This window comes from Rubrivivax soli (genome assembly GCF_049810355.1).
Taxonomy (GTDB): Bacteria; Pseudomonadota; Gammaproteobacteria; order Burkholderiales; family Burkholderiaceae_C; genus Rubrivivax.
The window spans coordinates 3,336,327-3,352,636 of the sequence record NZ_CP187368.1 but is presented as its reverse complement, the minus strand read 5'-3'; the positions used below and the strand labels follow the sequence as shown (position 1 = coordinate 3,352,636).

General features: G+C 71.3%; 10 protein-coding genes. 5 read left to right on the top strand and 5 right to left on the bottom strand.

The window, feature by feature from the left end; translation table 11 throughout:
• Positions 1 to 16: 16 nt before the first annotated feature.
• A complete protein-coding gene (locus ACPOLB_RS15300; protein WP_425256865.1) occupies positions 17 to 2,287 on the bottom strand; it encodes a TonB-dependent receptor plug domain-containing protein in 2,271 nt (756 codons plus the stop codon).
• 117 nt (positions 2,288 to 2,404) lie between these two features.
• On the opposite strand from ACPOLB_RS15300, the gene ACPOLB_RS15295 reads away from it, so the two are divergent.
• Both ACPOLB_RS15295 and ACPOLB_RS15290 read left to right on the top strand, forming a co-directional pair.
• Positions 2,405 to 3,373, top strand: a complete 969-nt coding sequence (locus ACPOLB_RS15295) for a tripartite tricarboxylate transporter substrate binding protein (protein ID WP_425256864.1) — start codon at positions 2,405 to 2,407, stop codon at positions 3,371 to 3,373.
• 107 nt (positions 3,374 to 3,480) lie between these two features.
• Positions 3,481 to 6,327 carry a PAS domain S-box protein gene (locus ACPOLB_RS15290; protein WP_425256863.1) on the top strand — a complete coding sequence of 949 codons (2,847 nt, stop codon included), beginning with the start codon at positions 3,481 to 3,483 and terminating at the stop codon, positions 6,325 to 6,327.
• A gap of 7 nt (positions 6,328 to 6,334) precedes the next feature.
• Here the strand turns inward: ACPOLB_RS15290 and ACPOLB_RS15285 are convergent, their stop codons facing one another.
• The 4 genes from ACPOLB_RS15285 to ACPOLB_RS15270 form a co-directional block, all read right to left on the bottom strand.
• Entirely contained in the window at positions 6,335 to 6,796 is a 462-nt protein-coding gene (locus ACPOLB_RS15285; RefSeq protein WP_425256862.1) for a cache domain-containing protein, read from the bottom strand.
• Positions 6,797 to 6,918: 122 nt separating this feature from the next.
• Positions 6,919 to 8,601, bottom strand: coding sequence for an ABC transporter ATP-binding protein (locus ACPOLB_RS15280; RefSeq protein ID WP_425256861.1), 1,683 nt, complete (start codon positions 8,599 to 8,601; stop codon positions 6,919 to 6,921).
• A 4-nt stretch (positions 8,602 to 8,605) separates the two neighbouring features.
• Entirely contained in the window at positions 8,606 to 9,664 is a 1,059-nt protein-coding gene (locus tag ACPOLB_RS15275) for an ABC transporter permease (protein ID WP_425256860.1), read from the bottom strand.
• Positions 9,661 to 10,599, bottom strand: a complete 939-nt coding sequence (locus ACPOLB_RS15270; protein ID WP_425256859.1) for an ABC transporter permease — start codon at positions 10,597 to 10,599, stop codon at positions 9,661 to 9,663. The genes ACPOLB_RS15275 and ACPOLB_RS15270 overlap by 4 nt, the downstream gene beginning before the upstream one ends.
• A 202-nt stretch (positions 10,600 to 10,801) precedes the next feature.
• On the opposite strand from ACPOLB_RS15270, the gene ACPOLB_RS15265 reads away from it, so the two are divergent.
• Genes ACPOLB_RS15265 through ACPOLB_RS15255 form a run of 3 tightly spaced genes read left to right on the top strand, consistent with a single transcriptional unit; the run spans position 10,802 to position 16,269 of the window.
• The gene (locus tag ACPOLB_RS15265) at positions 10,802 to 12,619 is read left to right on the top strand and encodes an ABC transporter substrate-binding protein (protein ID WP_425256858.1); all 1,818 of its coding nucleotides are present in this window, start codon (positions 10,802 to 10,804) and stop codon (positions 12,617 to 12,619) included.
• A gap of 8 nt (positions 12,620 to 12,627) precedes the next feature.
• Positions 12,628 to 14,460, top strand: coding sequence for an ABC transporter substrate-binding protein (locus tag ACPOLB_RS15260; protein ID WP_425256857.1), 1,833 nt, complete (start codon positions 12,628 to 12,630; stop codon positions 14,458 to 14,460).
• Between the two features lie 12 nt (positions 14,461 to 14,472).
• A complete protein-coding gene (locus ACPOLB_RS15255; protein ID WP_425256856.1) occupies positions 14,473 to 16,269 on the top strand; it encodes an ABC transporter substrate-binding protein in 1,797 nt (598 codons plus the stop codon).
• Positions 16,270 to 16,310 lie beyond the last annotated feature (41 nt).

Sequence of the window (16,310 nt, the reverse complement as noted above, 5' to 3'; positions counted from 1 at the left end):
GTCTCCTGCTTCGTGGTCAGAGTCTGAGCTCCAGGCGCAGCTGCCAGTTCGTGTCGGTCGGGGCCGTGGTGCTGGCGGTCTGCGTGCTGGTGGCGGTGGTGAAACGGTTGCTGCTCTCGTAGTGTCGGGCGTCCAGGTTGCTGGCCATCAGCCGCAGCGCCATGCCGGGGTCGACGGTCCACAGCGCGAACGCGTCGAACACGCGCTTGCCGCCGCTGCGCGTGCGCTGGCTGTCGCTGAGCTGCGTCTCGGTGGCCGGCACCCAGTTGAGGTTGCCGCCCACGGTCAGCGGCAGGCCGCGGAAGCGGTGGTCGGCGCCCAGGTTGCCGGTGGCGCGCGCCTGCTGGTCGAGCCGGTTGTCGGGCCCGGGCACGCCGTCCACGCGCGAGCGGAACAGGCCCAGGTTGGCCCGCAGCTCCACGCGCGGCGCGCCGGCCAGCAGCGTGTCGAGCGGGAACTTGGCTTCCAGCTCCAGGCCTTGCGTGGTGGCGTCGCCGATGTTCTGCTGCCGCGCCACCCAGCGCTGCACCGGGCTGTAGTCCACCGTCTCCAGCGTCGTGACGCTGCGCATCAGGCCCTGGATGCGGCGGTGGAAGACGTTGGCGCTCAGCAGGCCGCCGCCGGCCAGGTAGCGCTCGAAGGCCAGGTCGACGCCCGTCGCCAGCTCGGGCTGCAGCGCCGGATTGCCGGCGCGGTCGGGGCTGGTCGCCTCGTTCGGGCCGCCGGGGTCGAACTTGCTGTTGATCGTGGTGTTGCCGATCAGCGTGCCGAGCGCGGGCGACCGGTAGCTGCGGGTCAGGCTCAGCCGCACCTGGTCGCGGCCCTTCGGGTCGGGCTTCCACAGCACGTGCAGCAGCGGCGTGGCGACGCTGCTGCGGTTGCGCGGCCGGCTGCCGTCGGCGGCCGTGCCCTCGGTGGTGATGCCTTCCCAGCGCAGGCCTGCATGCAGCGCCCAGTGCGGCGTCAGGCTCCACTCGTCCTGCACGTAGGCCGCCAGGCGCAGGCTGCTGGCCTGCAGGTTGCCGGTGGCGTCGTCGGCCTGCAGGTCGCCGCTGCGCTGCTCGCGCCGACGCACGGCCTCGGTCTCCAGGCCGCTGACGAGGCTGTGCGCGCTGTCGGTTGCGGTGGCGGGCCCGGTGTCGCTGCCGCCGAGCGTCTGCGACAGCTTGGCGTTCAGCGCCAGCGTGTGCTCGCGCGTGCGGCTGGTGTCCTGCAGCGTGCGCAGCAGCGTGCCGTCGTCGCGGAACTCCTGGCGCACGCTGTCGCCGCGGGCGCGCCAGGCGCCGCCGTTGCCGTTCACCTCGAGCCGCGTCGCCGGGCCCAGGCGCTGGCGCCACTGCGTGTTCAGCCGCAGGTGGGTGAAGCGGCTGCGGCCCTGGCTGTCGGCCACGTCGTAGGCCGGTGGCGTGGCGGGCACGTCCTGCTGCAGCGTGAAGCGGCGGTCGCTCCGCCCGCGGCTGTGGAACAGCGATGGCGCCAGCAGCAGCGTGTCGCCGCTGTCCGACAGCCGCCACTGCAGCCGGCCGGTGGCATTCAGGCCGGCGCGGCGGTCGGCGGTGTGCGTGGTTTCCTGCTCGGCCTGCAGCACGCTGCCGTCGGCCAGCGCGGTCTCCACCGTCTCGGTGCGGCTGTCGCTGCGCTGGCGGCGCACGAAGGCGGCGCTGGAGAGGTTGTACGTCAGTGGCCCCGCGCTGTCGTTGCGGGTCCAGTGCAGGCCCGGCGAGGCGGCACCGCCCTCGACGCCGACGCCCAGCCGCAGGTCGTTCAGCCGGCGCCGGAAGCCTTCGCGCGTGACGATGTTGATGGTGCCGGCGATCGCGCGCGCGCCGGTCTCGGCCGTGGGTGCGCGCAGCACCTCGATGCGCTCGACCTGCTCCGGCGTCAGCGACTCCAGGCTGAAGCCCGGCGGCACGCGCTGGCCGTCGATCAGCAGCTGCGTGTAGCCGCCGCCCAGCCCGCGCAGGCGCGGCGGCCCGCCGCGGCCGGGTGCGCCCGGCGTGGTGACGCCAGGCAGCCGGCGCAGCACCTCGCCGATGCTGCTGTCGCCGAACTTCTCGATCTCCTCGCGGCCGATGACGATCTTCGCGGCGGTGGACTGCCGCCGCTGCTCGGTGTCGGAGGCGCGGCTGCCGGTGATCTCGATGCGGGTGGCGGCTGCGGCGGGGTCGGCGGCGGGTGCGGGCGCAGGCGCGGCGTCCTGCGCCTGCACGGCAGGCACCGCGCCGGACAGCGCCAGCAGCAGCGCGAACATCGGGGCCGGCCAGGCCGGCGGGTGGGGTGGGGACATCACGTCCGGCATTGTCACCTTGCGGACAGGGCGCATCGGGTCCAACACCGTTGCGCGCCGCCGGCGCCGGCATCAAGCTGCGGCACGCTGTTCAACCCACCCACCGAGTCCCCGACGATGCAACGCCGACACCTGCTGCAGACACTGGCCGCCACCACCCTGGCCCCCGCCGCCTGGACCGCCGGCGCGCAAGCCCCCTGGCCCAGCCAGACGGTGCGGCTGATGGTCGCCTTCCCGGCCGGCGGCCCCACCGACCTGACGATGCGCCAGCTGGCCGACAACGCCAGCAAGCTGCTGGGCCAGCAGGTCATCATCGAGAACAAGCCCGGCGCCGGCGGCACGCTGCCTGCGCAGCTGCTGCAGCAGGCCAAGCCCGACGGCTACACGCTGGCGCAGATCCCGCTGGGGGTGTTCCGCCTGCCCTACACCACCCGCATCACCTGGGACCCGGTGAAGGACATCAGCTACATCCTGGGCGTCACCGGCTACGCCTTCGGTGTGGTGGTGCCGGCCGACGGCCCCATCAAGACCTGGGCCGACTTCGTCGCCTACGCCAAGGCCAACCCGGGCAAGCTCAGCTACGGCAGCACCGGCGCGCTGACCAGCCCGCACCTGACGATGGAAGACATCGCGCAGCGCCTGGGCATCTCGCTGAACCACATCCCGTACAAGGGCAGCGCCGACCTGATGCAGAGCATCCTGGGCGGGCAGATCATGGCCGCGGCCGACTCCACCGGCTTCGCGCCGCACGTGGCCAGCGGCAAGCTGCGTGTGCTCAACACCTGGGGCGAGAAGCGCCTGGCGAAGTTCCCCGACGTGCCCACGCTGCAGGAGCTGGGCATTCCGCTGGTGCAGGCCTCGCCCTACGGCATCGGCGGCCCCAAGGGCATGGACTCAGGCCTGGTGCAGCGCATCCACGATGCCTTCAAGCAGGCCATGGAGATGCCCAACCACGTCGAGGTGCTGGCCAAGTACGACCAGGCCCTGATGTACATGAGCCCGGCGCAGTACGCGCGTTTCGCCGAAGACACCTACAAGCGCGAGAAGGCGCTGGTCGACAAGCTGGGCCTGGCCAAGCCGTCCTGACCGGCGCGCCGCGGCGGCCTGGCGGCAGCGGCGCCGGGCCTGCCGTTACGATGCCGCAGTGCGCACCCTGACATCGCCGCGCAGACCTGCGCGGCATTCCTCGCTCGATGACACCCGCCGCCGCCGCCCCTGAGCGCCGCGGCCGCCGGCACATGCACGACCTGGCGGCGCGCATGCTGGGGCGTGCGATGCTGCTGATCGGCCTGCTGCTGCTGGGGTCGGCGGTGCTGCAGCAACTGCTCGGCGCGCCCGACCGCGCCAGCCGCTGGCGCCTGGTCTACGCCAGCGTCATGGCGCTGGCGGCGGCGCTGGGCGAGTGGCAGCGCCGCCAGGGCCGGCCGCAGGCTGCCAGCGCGCTGGTCCTCGTGACCGCGCTGCTGGCCTGCGCCAGCCAGGCCTGGGTCACCGGCCAGGGCGTGCATGCGCTGGCCATGTCCGGCGCCGTGCTGGTGGTGGCGCTCGCAGGCGTCCTGGCCAGCGCCCGGGCGGCGGCGCTGCTGGCACTGCTGAACCTGGCGGCGGCGCTGGCGCTGTTCGCCGCAGAACGCCACGGTCTGCTGCCCGGCGCACCCGAAGGCGCCGTGGGCGGGGCCGGCCCCGTCGTGCGCCTGGCCGGACTGCTGCTGCTGCAGGCCTGCGGCCTGATCGCCAGCCTGGTGCTGGCGCAGCTGTTCAACGACAGCCTGGGCCGCGCGCTCGACGAGGAACAGCGCCTGGACGCGCTGCTGCACATCGGCAGCGACTGGGTGTGGGAGCTCGACGCGCAGCGCCGGCTGACAGCCATGGCGTCCTCGTTCGAGCAGCACACCGGCCGCAGCGTCGCCGAGGTGATGCTGCTGGGGCAGCCGGGCGGCCCGCAGATGGTGGAAGACGCCGGCCTGCAGCAGATGCGCGACGCGATGGACCGCCAGCAGGCGTTTCGCAACTGCATCGTCACCTTCCGCTGGCCCGACGGCACGTTGCTGTGCGCCAACGCCAGCGGCCAGCCGCGCCTGGACGCCCAGGGCCGGCTCACCGGTTGGTGGGGCGCCAGCCGCAACGTCACCGCCGAACGCCTGGCGCAGCAGGAGCAGCGGCGCGCGCAGGACATGCTGGACCGCCTGGTGCGGCTGAGCCCCGATCCGATCGCCGTGGTGCGCGTCAACGGCGGTGCGATCCTGCTGGCCAACCCCGCCTTCCTGCAGGCCAGCGGCCTCGACGAAGCCCGGGTGATGGGCCGCAGCGCGCTGGAGCTGGGGCTGTGGCGCTCGGTCGAGGAACCACGGCGCCTGGCCGCCGCGCTGCGCGAGGACGGCACGGTGCGCAACCTGCGCAGCGAGGTCTGGGTGGATGGCGTGGCGCGCGAGATGCTGCTCACCGCGGCAGCCTTCGAATGGGACGGCGAGCCGGTGGCCGTGATCACCGCGCGCGACATCACCGACATCGAGCGCGCGCGCCGCGAGGCCGATGCCATCCTCGACCACGCCAGCGTCGGCATCGCGCTCGTGCGCGAGCGCCGCTTCGAGCGCGTGAACCCGCCCTTCGAGCAGATGTTCGCGCTGCCAGCGGGTGCGCTGCTCGGCCAGAGCACCAGCATGCTGTTCCCCGACACCGGGCAGCACGAGGACTTCGCCGCGCTGTCCGAGCGCGCCCAGCGCGCGGGCCAGCAGATCGACATCGAGCGCGCCGTGACGCGCCGCGACGGCGTGCCGATGCAGCTGCGGCTGCGCGCGCGCGCCATCGACGCGGCACGGCCGGGTGCCTCGGGCAGCATCTGGGTCGTCGAGGACATCACCCAGCGTCGCCAGGCCGAGCGCGAGCTGGCCGCGGCCAAGCAGCAGGCCGAGAGCGCCAGCCAGGCCAAGAGCGCCTTCCTGGCGACCATGAGCCACGAGATCCGCACGCCGCTGAACGGCGTGCTCGGCCTGGCGCGCCTGCTGCAGGACGCCACGCTCGACGCAGCGCGCCGCAGCCAGTACCTCGGGCTGCTGGTCGGCGCGGCCGAGCAGCTGACCGGCATCGTCTCCGACGTGCTGGACCTGTCGAAGATCGAGGCCGGCCATCTCGACATCGAGCACATCGCGTTCGACCTGCACGCGCTGGTGCGCAGCACCTTCGAGACCTTCGCGTTGCTCGGCCGCGAACGCGGGCTGCTGATGCACTGCGCCATCGCGACCGAGGTGCCGCTGCGCGTGCGCGGCGACCCGGTGCGCATGCGCCAGATCCTGGCCAACTACCTGGGCAACGCGCTGAAGTTCACGCAGCGGGGCGCCGTCACCGTGAAGCTGCTGGCCGCCGCCGGCGACCGCGTGCGGCTCGAGGTGCACGACACCGGCTCCGGCATCGCGCCGGCACTGCGCGAGCGGCTGTTCCAGCCCTTCGCGCAGGCCGACACCTCGACCACGCGCCGCTTCGGCGGCACGGGCCTGGGCCTGTCGATCTGCCGCGAACTCGCGCAGCGCATGGGCGGCGCGGTGGGCGTGGACAGCGACGGCCGCAGCGGCAGCTGCTTCTGGGCCGAGCTGGCCCTGCCGGCCGAGGCGGACCCTGCCCAGCCGGCCACCGGCATGGCCGTGGTGGCGCAGCCGCTGGCCGGCCTGCGCGTGCTGGTGGCCGAGGACAACGCGGTGAACCTGCTGATCGTCGGCGCGATGCTGCGCCGGCTGGGTGCCGAAGTGCTGGAAGCGCACGACGGCGCGCGCGCCATCGCGGCGGTGCAGGCGCACGCGGAGCAGCTGGGTGCGGTGCTGATGGACCTGCACATGCCGGTGCTCGACGGCCTCACGGCCACGCGGCAGCTGCGCGCCGACCCGCGCACGGCGGCCGTTCCGGTGTTTGCCTTCACGGCCGCGGTGCTGGACCACGAGCGCGCCGAGGCCGATGCCGCGGGCATGAACGGCTTCGTCGCGAAGCCGGCCGTCGAGGCCGACCTGCTGCGGGCCCTGCGCCCGCTGTGCCCGCCGGGTCCGCGCTGACGCTGCGTCAGCGGTAGATGCCGACGCCGATGAAGCCTTCGCCGTTGGGCTGCTTCTTCGCGTAGGTGGACTTGCCCATCATCTTCTTGGTGACCGGATCGGGCCAGTCGTAGTCGTACCAGCCGCCGCCCTTGGCGGCCACGCCCAGCAGGCCGCCGACCACGGGCTTGCCGTTGCCGTCGAGCACCGGCGACATGTCCTTGCCGACCAGCTTCTCGTTGCCGCCGTGGGCCAGCACGACGGCCTTGTTGTTGTAGACCATCACGTACAGGTCCTTCTTCGTCCACGCGGACTTGTCGGTGGTGAAGTCCTTGAACGCCTTCTCGGCGCCGACCTTCTGGATGTGGGCGTAGGCGGCGTCGACCATCGCGATGGCCTCTTCCTTGGTGCCCCGCTCCTGCGCGGCGGCAGGGGCGACGAAGCAGGCGGCCGTCAGGGCGACGGCGGCGATGCGCGGGATGAAGTGCATGCTGAACCCTTGCGAAAGGAGTGGACAGTGCGCAGCCCGCTCGGGGCCACGCGCCAATCCACGCTATCGGTCGGGTCCGCGGCGTGCTGGAGGACGTTCTGCCGGACGCCCCGTGCAGCAGTTCACGCCGCCGCGGCCTGCGGGCGGTAGCCGCGCGGAATGGCCGCCAGCAGCCGCTTCGTGTAGTCCTGCTGCGGTGCCAGCAGGATCTGCTCGGCCTGCGCCTGCTCGACCACGACGCCGTCCTTCATCACCAGCACCTCGTCGCTGATGAAGCGCACCACGGCGAGGTCGTGGCTGATGAAGACGTAGCTGAGCCCGAACTCGTCCTGCAGGTCCTTCAACAGGTTCAGCACCTGCGCCTGCACCGACACGTCGAGCGCCGAGACCGCCTCGTCGAGCACCAGCACCTCGGGCTCCAGCGTCAGGCAGCGGGCGATCGCCACGCGCTGGCGCTGGCCACCGCTGAATTCATGCGGGTACTTGCCGAAGGCGCGACCGTCCAGCCCCACCTTGCCCAGCAGCGCCCGCGCACGCGCCTCGCGTTCGACGAGGTCGCGGCCGATGCCGTGGATCGTCATCGGCTCGATCAGCGTCTGCCCGATCGTGAAGCGCGGGTTCAGGCTGGCGTACGGGTTCTGGAACACGATCTGGATGCGGCGGCGCATCGCCTGGCGCTCGCGGTCCGACAGCGTCAGCAGGTTCTGGCCGTCGAAGATGACCTCGCCGCCGGTCGGCTCGTGCAGCCGCAGCAGCGTCAGGCCCATCGTCGTCTTGCCCGAGCCCGACTCGCCCACCACGCCCAGCGTGTGGCCCTTGCGGAGCCGGAAGTTGACGTTCTGCACCGCCTTGAACTCGCGCTTGCCGAACAGCCCCTGCTTGAGCCAGAAGCTCTTGGCCAGGCTCTTGACTTCCAGCACCACGGGCGCGTTCGCGTCCTTGGGCTTGGCGTGCTGCTGCGCGGCGCGGCCGGCCATGTGGTCGTCGATCACCATCAGCCGCGCCGGGTTGCCCTCCAGGCCCGGGCGGCAGGCCAGCAGCGCCTTCGTGTAGTCGTCCTGCGGCGACTCGAAGATGCGCGCCACCGGCCCCTGCTCGCGCACGGTGCCGCCGCGCATCACCACCACGTGCTGCGCGATCTCGCCGACCAGGCCGAGGTCGTGGCTGATGAACAGCACGCTCATGCGGTGCTTGCCCTGCAGCCGCGCCAGCAGCTCGATGATCTGGCGCTGGATGGTCACGTCGAGTGCCGTCGTCGGCTCGTCGGCGATCAGCAGCCGCGGCTCGCAGGCGAGCGCCATCGCGATCATCACGCGCTGCTGCTGGCCGCCCGACATCTCGTGCGGGTAGCTGCCCAGCCGGCGCTTGGGCTCGGGGATGCCGACCTCGCCCAGCAGCGCCTCGGCGCGCGCCCAGGCGTCGCGGCGGTTCAGGCCCATGTGCTTGATCAGCGGCTCGCACAGCTGCTGGCCCACGGTGAACACCGGGTTCAGCGAGCTCATCGGGTCCTGGAAGACGCAGGCGATCTCCTTGCCGCGCAGCGACTGCAGCTCGCGCAGCGAGGTCTGCAGCAGGTCGCGGCCCTGCCACAGGATGCGGCCGCTGCGCTCGGCGTTGTCGGGCAGCAGGTTCAGCACCGACATCGCGGTGACGCTCTTGCCCGAGCCCGACTCGCCCACCAGCGCGACGGTGGTGTTCTCGGGAATGTCGAAGCTGACGCCGGTGGTGCCGCGGCCGACGGCCTCGGCGACGGTGCCCCGGCCCATGCGGAAGCCGACCTTCAGATCTTGGATGGAGAGCAGCATCGTCTTATTCCAGGCCACGCAGCTTGGGGTCGAGCGCGTCGCGCGCGGCATCGGCCATCAGCGAGAACGCGGTGACGAACACCGCCATGAACAGCGTCGCGGCGGCGAGCTGCCACCACAGGCCCAGGATCAGCTCGCTCTGCGCCTCGGCCAGCATCGTGCCCCAGCTGACCTGGTCGACCGAGACACCCAGCCCCAGGTACGACAGGATCACCTCGGCCTTGATGAAGCCCACCACCAGCAGGCCCATGCGCACCAGCACCACGTGGCTGACGTTGGGCAGGATGTGGCGGAACATGCGGCTGAGCTTCGACGCGCCGATGGCCTCGGCCGAGCGCACGTACTCGCGGCTGCTGTGCTTGATGAACTCGGCGCGCACCTGGCGGTACATGCCGGTCCAGCCCGTCAGGCCCAGGATCAGCACCACCGTCATCGTGCCCTTGCCGAACACCGCGGCGAAGGCAAAGATGAGCAGGATGCCGGGGATGGACTCGAACACGTTGTAGAGCCACTCCAGCAGGTCGCCGATCTTGCCGCCGAAGAAGCCGCCGAAGGCGCCCAGCAGCGTGCCGATGCCGGTGGCCACCACGGCCGCCAGCACGCCCACGAAGACCGAGATCTCGGTGCCCTTCACGGCCTTGGCCAGCACGTCGCGGCCCAGGCGGTCGCCGCCCAGCGGCAGCGTCTCGGCCTTGGGCGTCTCGGTGGTCTTCAGCTGCGCGGCGCGCTCGGCCCACTCCTGGTAGCGCGGGGCCAGCGGGTCGATGTCGCTCAGGTCGACGTTCGGGCCCCGGGGGCCGGCGATGCTGCCGGTGGCCTCGGCCGGGCGCGGGCCTAGGAAGGTGGGCGGCGCATTGGCCACGCCGACCTCGGCCTGCCAGTTCTTGGCCACCAGGCCGGTGGCCGACAGCGCGATCAGCACCAGGAAGCCGAGCACCACGATCAGCGAGGCCAGGCCCACGCGGTCGGCCCGGAAGCGCCGCCAGGCGGCGTGCCAGACGCCTTCGGAGCGCTGCTGCGCGTCGTCGAGCGTGTTCGGGGTCTGCAGGACGGCGCTGCTCATTTCAGCACCACGCGCGGGTCGGCGAACTTGTACATCACGTCGGTCAGCAGGTTGATCACCATGGTCAGCACGGCCAGGTACACGGTGACGGCCTGGATGACGGGGTAGTCGCTGCGGTTCACGGCCAGCAGCACCTCGCGGCCGAGGCCGGGGATCGAGAAGAAGACCTCGATCAGGAAGCTGCCGACGAAGATGCCCGGCAGCGCCAGGCCGATGTTGGTGAGGATCGGGATCATCGCGTTGCGCAGCACGTGCTTGAACAGCACGGCGCCTTCGGTCAGGCCCTTGGCGCGCGCGGTGCGCACGTAGTCCTGGCCGAGCTCGTCGAGCAGGAAGCTGCGGTACAGCCGCGTCTGCGGCGCCAGGCCCACGGCCACCGCCAGCAGCACCGGCAGCGGCGCGTAGGTCACCAGGTTGTTCAGCGTGGAATCGCTCCAGCCCTGCACCGGGAACCAGCCGAGCAGGAAACCGAAGACGTACTGGCCGACGATGACGTAGACCAGGAAGCTGATCGCCAGCGCGACGGTGGTGACGACCATGATCGTGCGGTCGGTCAGCGAGCCGCGGCGGTAGGCCACCCACATCGCGATCGGCAGCGCCAGCAGCACGTCGAGCACGAGGATGGGCACCATCACCGTCAGCGTCGCCGGCAGCCGGGTGGCGAAGAGATTGCTCACCGCCTCGTTGGTGGCCCAGCTCTTGCCCCAGTCGAAGGTGAGGATGCTCTTCACGAACAGCCAGAGCTGGTACCACCAGGGCTGGTCCAGGCCCAGCGACTGCCGGATCGCCGCGATCTGCTCGGGCGTGGCGTTGAGGCCACCGAGGATTTCGGCGGGATCACCGCCGAAGAACTTGAACAGCACGAACACCAGCAGCACCACCCCGGCGAGGGTGGGGATCATCTGCCAGAGGCGCCGCAACAGGTATGCCGCCATTGAACAAAAGCTCCATGCGGGCACGGCGCTCGTGGCGCAGCCCGCCCAAATTTCAGGATGCGCGAGTGTAGGGTGCCGCCTGAGACGCCCCGTCCCGTGGTTTCCCCCGCCTACCCCAGGGGGATCACCAGCAAGGCCCGTGCCCGGGCGCCCTTAGACTTGCGCGCTTTCGAGACGGCCCCACCCGGGCCCGGGCTTCCCCATGAAACGCATTGTCCTGCTGGCGCTGACCACGACTTGGCTGCTGGTGTGCGGCACCGCGGCGGCGCAACCCGCGCAACCGCTGAAGACGCTGCGCTACGCCTTCCCGATCGCGGAGTCGACCTTCGACCCCGCGCCCATCACCGACCTGTATTCGCGCACGGTGGTGGCCGGCATCTTCGAGGCGCCGCTGGAGTTCGCATTCATGGCGCGGCCGGCGAAGATGCGCCCGAACACCGCGGCCGCGATGCCGGAGATCTCGGCCGACTTTCGCACCTTCACCTTCCGCATCCAGCCCGGCATCTTCTTCGCCGACGACGCCGCGTTCCAGGGCAGGAAGCGCGAGCTGGTGGCCGAGGACTACGTCTACTCGATCAAGCGCCACTACGACCCGCGCTGGAAGAGCGGCAACCTCTACATCCTCGAGAACGCCAAGATCCTCGGGCTGTCGGAGCTGCGCAGGAAGCACCTGGCCGACAAGACGCCGTTCAACTACGACACCGTGGTCGAGGGCCTGCGCACGCTGGACCGCTACACCTTCCAGGTGAAGCTGGCCGACCCGGCGCCGCGGTTCCTGTACTACTTCACCGACGGCTCGATGATGGGCGCCGTGGCGCGCGAGGTGGTCGAGTTCTACGGCGACCGCGTCGGCGACCACCCGGTGGGCACGGGCCCGTTCCGCCTGGCGCAGTGGAAGCGCAGCTCGCGCATCGTGCTCGAGAAGAACCCCAGCTACCGCGAGGTGCTCTACGACGAGGAGCCGCCCGAGGGCGACGCGCGCCTGCAGGCCATCGCCAAGGCCTTCAAGGGCCGCCGGCTGCCGCTGGTCGACCGCGTGCAGATCGCCATCATCGAAGAACCGCAGCCGCGCTGGCTGTCGTTCCTGAACGAGGAGCAGGACGTGGCCGAGCAGGTGCCGGCCGAGTTCGCGCACGTGGCCTTCCCCAACAACCAGCTGGCGCCCAACCTGGCGAAGAAGGGGGTGCAGATGGTGCGCTACCCGCGTTCGGACGTCGCCGTCTCGTACTTCGGCATGGAGAACCCCGTGGTCGGCGGCTACGAGCCGCACAAGGTGGCGCTGCGCCGCGCCATCAGCCTGGCGGTCGACCTGGAGCGCGAGATCCGCCTCGTGCGCCGCGGCCAGGCCATCCCGGCGCAGAGCCCGATCGGCCCCGAGGGCTGGGGCTACGACCCCGACTTCAAGAGCGAGATGAGCACCTTCGACCGCGCCCGCGCGAAGGCGCTGCTCGACATGCACGGCTACGTCGACCGCGACGGCGACGGCTGGCGCGACCAGCCCGACGGCCAGCCGCTGGTGCTCGAGTACGCCACCAGCCCCGACCAGCAGAGCCGCCAGCTCAACGAGCTGTGGCAGAAGAACATGCATGCGATCAACATCCGCATCGAGTTCAAGGTGGCGAAGTGGCCCGAACAGCTGAAGGCCAGCCGCGCCGGCAAGCTGATGATGTGGGGCGTGGGCTGGAGCGCGGGGCAGCCCGACGGCGACACCTTCCTTGCGCTGGGCTATGGTCCGAACAAGGGCCAGGCCAACCACGCGCGCTTCGACCTGCCGACCTTCAACGCGCTGTACGAGCAGCAGCGTGTGCTGCCCGACGGCCCCGAGCGCGCGGCCGCGATGGAGGCGGCCAAGAAGCTGATGATCGCCTACATGCCGTACAAGGTGCACGTGCACCGCATCTGGACCGACCTGACCCAGCCCTGGGTCACCGGCTACCACCGCAACATCTACGTGCGCGAGTTCTGGAAGTACGTGGACATCGACAGCGCCGAACTGGCGCGCCGCAGCAAGCCGCAATGAAGGACCGCATGAGCCCGACGACCCGCGCCCTGCTGGGCGCCGTGCTGGCCGTGGCCAGCGTCACCGCCGCGATGGCCCAGCCGCAGCAGGCGCTGCCGAATCAGGCGGCGCAGCCCCAGAAGGTGCTGCGGTATGCCTTCAACGTCGCCGAGACCGGTTTCGACCCCGCGCGCATCGTCGACCTGTACTCGCGCATCGTCACCGCGCACATCTTCGAGCACCTCTACACCTACGACCACCTCGCGCGCCCGGCCAAGTTCCGGCCGCAGCTGGCGGTGGGCATGCCCGAGATCTCGGCCGACTTCCGCACCTGGACGGTGAAGCTGCAGCCGGGCGTGTTCTTTGCCGACGACCCGGCCTTCGGCGGCAAGAAGCGCGAGGTCGTGGCCGCCGACGTGGTCTACAGCTTCAAGCGTGTCGTCGACCCCGTGAACAAGAGCCCGGTGGTCGCGGGCCTGCTCGACACCGGCTTCATCGGCCTGAACGCGCTGCGCGAGAAGGCGCTGAAGGAGAAGAAGCCCTTCGACTACGACACCGAGATCGAGGGCATGCGCGCGCTCGACCGCTACACGGTGCAGTTCCGGCTGGAAGAGCCGCGCCCGCGCCTGCTGGAGACGCTGGCCACGCCCGACCTGTTCGGCGTGCAGGCGCGCGAGGTGGTCGAGAAGTACGGCGACGCGATCCCGGCGCACCCGGTGGGCACGGGGCCGTTCCGCCTGGCGCAGTGGCGGCGCAGCAGCCTCATCGCGCTGGAGCGCAACCCCGACTACCGCGACGTGCGCTACGACGCCGAGCCGGCTGCCGACGACGCCCAGGGCCAGGCCATCCTGGCGCAGTTCAAGGGCCGCAAGCTGCCGATGATCGACCGCGTCGAGATCAGCATCATCGAGGAGACGCAGCCGCGCTGGCTGGCCTTCCTGAACAAGCAGCTCGACTTCATCAACGTGCCCAGCGAGTACGTGAATCAGTCCATGCCCAACGGCGTGGTGGCGCCCAACCTCGCCAAGCAGGGCATCGCCGCGTACCGCGTGCTGAATCCCGACTCGGCCTTCGGCTTCTTCAACATGGAAGACCCGGTGGTCGGCGGCTACGAGCCGCACAAGGTGGCGCTGCGCCGCGCGATCGCGCTGGGCACCGACCTCGAACGCCTGATCAGCGTGCTCTACCGCGGCCAGGCGCTGCAGGCGCAGAGCATCATCGTGCCCTTCACCAGTGGCTACGACCCCGCCTTCAAGAGCGAGAACAGCGACTTCGACCCGGCGCGCGCGAACGCGCTGCTCGACCTGTACGGCTACGTGGACCGCGACGGCGACGGCTGGCGCGACCAGCCCGACGGCAAGCCGCTGGTGCTGGAGTACGGCACCCAGCCCGACCAGCTCAGCCGCCAGCGCGACGAGCTGGTGCGCAAGGACATGAACCGGCTGAAGATCCGCGCCGAATTCAAGTCGGCGAAGTGGCCCGAGAACCTGAAGACGGCGCGTGCCGGCAAGATGCAGATCTGGTCGCTGGGCTCGTCGGCCGCCGGCGTCGACGGCCAGGGCGCGCTGGCGCGGCTGTACGGTCCGCAGGCCGGCAGCCAGAACCTGGCACGCTTCAAGAACAAGGAATTCGACGCCATCTACGAGCGCATGCAGTCCATGCCCGACGGCCCCGAGCGCGACGAGCTGTTCCGCCGTGCCAAGCTGATCGCCGTGGCCTACATGCCTTACAAGATCTGGGTCCACCGCTACACCAACGACCTCGTGCACCCGTGGCTGCAGGGCTACCGCCGGCCCACCTTCTGGCAGGAGTGGTGGCACATGGTGGACATCGACGCCGCCCGCCGGCCGCCGACCAAGTAGGCGCACCGGGTCATGGCAGTGCAGCGCCGCGCGCTGTTGCAGGCGGCCGGCGTCGCAGGCCTTGCCGCCGCCGTGCCGCCTTCCCGCGCCACGGCGGTGCCTCGCACGCTGCGCGTGGCCTTCAACATCCCCGAGACCGGCTTCGATCCGCTGGTGGCGTCGGACCAGGTCTCGCTGCGCGTGGTGGCGCACATCTTCGAGTCGCCGCTGGCCTACGAGCACCTCGCGCGGCCGGCGAAGCTGGTGCCGCTGACGGCGGCCGCGATGCCCGAGGTGTCGGCCGACTTCCGCCACTTCGTCTTCACCATCCGCCCCGGCATCTTCTTCGCCGACGACCCGGCCTTCGGCGGCCGCCCGCGCGAGCTGGTGGCGGCCGACTACGTCTACAGCGTCAAGCGCTTCTACGACCCCGCGCTGCGCACCGAGCACCTCTACCAGTTCGAGAACGCGAAGATCCTGGGCCTGTCGGAACTGCGCCGGCGCGCGCTGCGCGAGCGCACGCCGTTCCCGTACGACACCGAGGTCGAGGGCCTGCGCGTGCTCGACCGCCACCGCTTCGAGGTGCGGCTGGCCGAGCCGGCGCCGCGCTTCCTGGCGCTGTGGGCCACGACGCAGTTCACCGGCGCGGTGGCGCGCGAGGTGGTGCAGGCCTACGCCGACGACCTGCTGGCGCACCCGGTGGGCACGGGCCCGTTCCGGCTGGCGCAGTGGCGGCGCGCGTCGCGCATCGTGCTCGAGCGCAACCCGCGCTTCCGCGAACAGATCTACCGCTCCGACGCACCCGCGGACGACGCCGACGCCCAGGCCGAGGCAGCGCGGCTGCGCGGCCAGCGGCTGCCGCTGCTGGACCGCATCGAGGTCAGCATCATCGAGGAGTCGCAGCCGCGCTGGCTGGCTTTCCTGAACGGCGAGCACGACCTCATCACGCCCCTGCCGCCCGACCTGGCCTCGGTGGCACTGCCGGGCGGCCAGCTGGCGCCCTACCTCGCCAAGCGCGGCGTGCAGCTGCACCGCACGCTGCAGGCCACGACCACGCACACCTTCTTCAACTGCGAGGACGCCACGGTGGGCGGCAACAGCCCGCAGCAGGTGGCGCTGCGCCGGGCCATCGCGCTGGCCTTCGACAGCCGCGAGGAGATCCGCCTCGTGCTGCAGGGCCAGGCCGAGCCGGCGCAGGCGATGATCGCGCCGCACTGCTACGGCTTCGAGCCGGCGCTGCGCAGCGAGATGGGCGAGGCCAGCGCCGTGCGTGCGCGTGCGCTGCTCGACCTGCACGGCTTCGTCGACCGCAACGGCGACGGCTGGCGCGAGCGCCCCGACGGCAGCCCGCTGCTGCTGCGCCGTGCCTTCCCGCCCGACCAGCGCTCGCGCCAGCAGAGCGAGCTCTGGGCCAAGCGCATGCGCGCGGTGGGCCTGCGCATGCAGTTCGAGGTGGCGCCGTTCAGCGCGCTGATCCAGCGCTCGCTGGCCGGCCAGCTGATGATGTGGGGCTTCAGCTGGGGCGCCGGCAACCCCGACGGCGACTTCTACCTCGGCCTCGCCTACGGCCCCAATGCCGAGCAGAGCAACGACGCCCGCTTCCGCCTGGCGGCCTTCGACCGGCTCTACGAACGCCAGCGGGTGCTGCCCGACGGCCCCGAGCGCCTGGCGCTGATGCACCAGGCCACACGGCTGATGCTGGCCTACGTGCCCTACATCGCGCACGCCCACCCCTACGCCAACGACCTGATGCACGCCCACGTGCAGGGCCACCGCCGCCACCCCTTCGCCAGCGACTGGTGGCGCACGGTGTCGGTGGACGCGGGCTGAGCAGCCCGGCCCGCTGCCGCTAGCATCGCGGCACACCAACG

Excerpts from the sequence above, each read along its gene's own strand:
- ACPOLB_RS15270 (WP_425256859.1), bottom strand. The coding sequence starts at position 10,599 with ATGGCGGCATACCTGTTGCGGCGCCTCTGGCAGATGATCCCCACCCTC.
- ACPOLB_RS15255 (WP_425256856.1), top strand. The coding sequence starts at position 14,473 with ATGGCAGTGCAGCGCCGCGCGCTGTTGCAGGCGGCCGGCGTCGCAGGC.
- ACPOLB_RS15295 (WP_425256864.1), top strand. The coding sequence starts at position 2,405 with ATGCAACGCCGACACCTGCTGCAGACACTGGCCGCCACCACCCTGGCC.
- ACPOLB_RS15290 (WP_425256863.1), top strand. The coding sequence starts at position 3,481 with ATGACACCCGCCGCCGCCGCCCCTGAGCGCCGCGGCCGCCGGCACATG.
- ACPOLB_RS15280 (WP_425256861.1), bottom strand. The coding sequence starts at position 8,601 with ATGCTGCTCTCCATCCAAGATCTGAAGGTCGGCTTCCGCATGGGCCGG.
- ACPOLB_RS15275 (WP_425256860.1), bottom strand. The coding sequence starts at position 9,664 with ATGAGCAGCGCCGTCCTGCAGACCCCGAACACGCTCGACGACGCGCAG.
- ACPOLB_RS15260 (WP_425256857.1), top strand. The coding sequence starts at position 12,628 with ATGAGCCCGACGACCCGCGCCCTGCTGGGCGCCGTGCTGGCCGTGGCC.
- ACPOLB_RS15300 (WP_425256865.1), bottom strand. The coding sequence starts at position 2,287 with ATGTCCCCACCCCACCCGCCGGCCTGGCCGGCCCCGATGTTCGCGCTG.
- ACPOLB_RS15285 (WP_425256862.1), bottom strand. The coding sequence starts at position 6,796 with ATGCACTTCATCCCGCGCATCGCCGCCGTCGCCCTGACGGCCGCCTGC.
- ACPOLB_RS15265 (WP_425256858.1), top strand. The coding sequence starts at position 10,802 with ATGAAACGCATTGTCCTGCTGGCGCTGACCACGACTTGGCTGCTGGTG.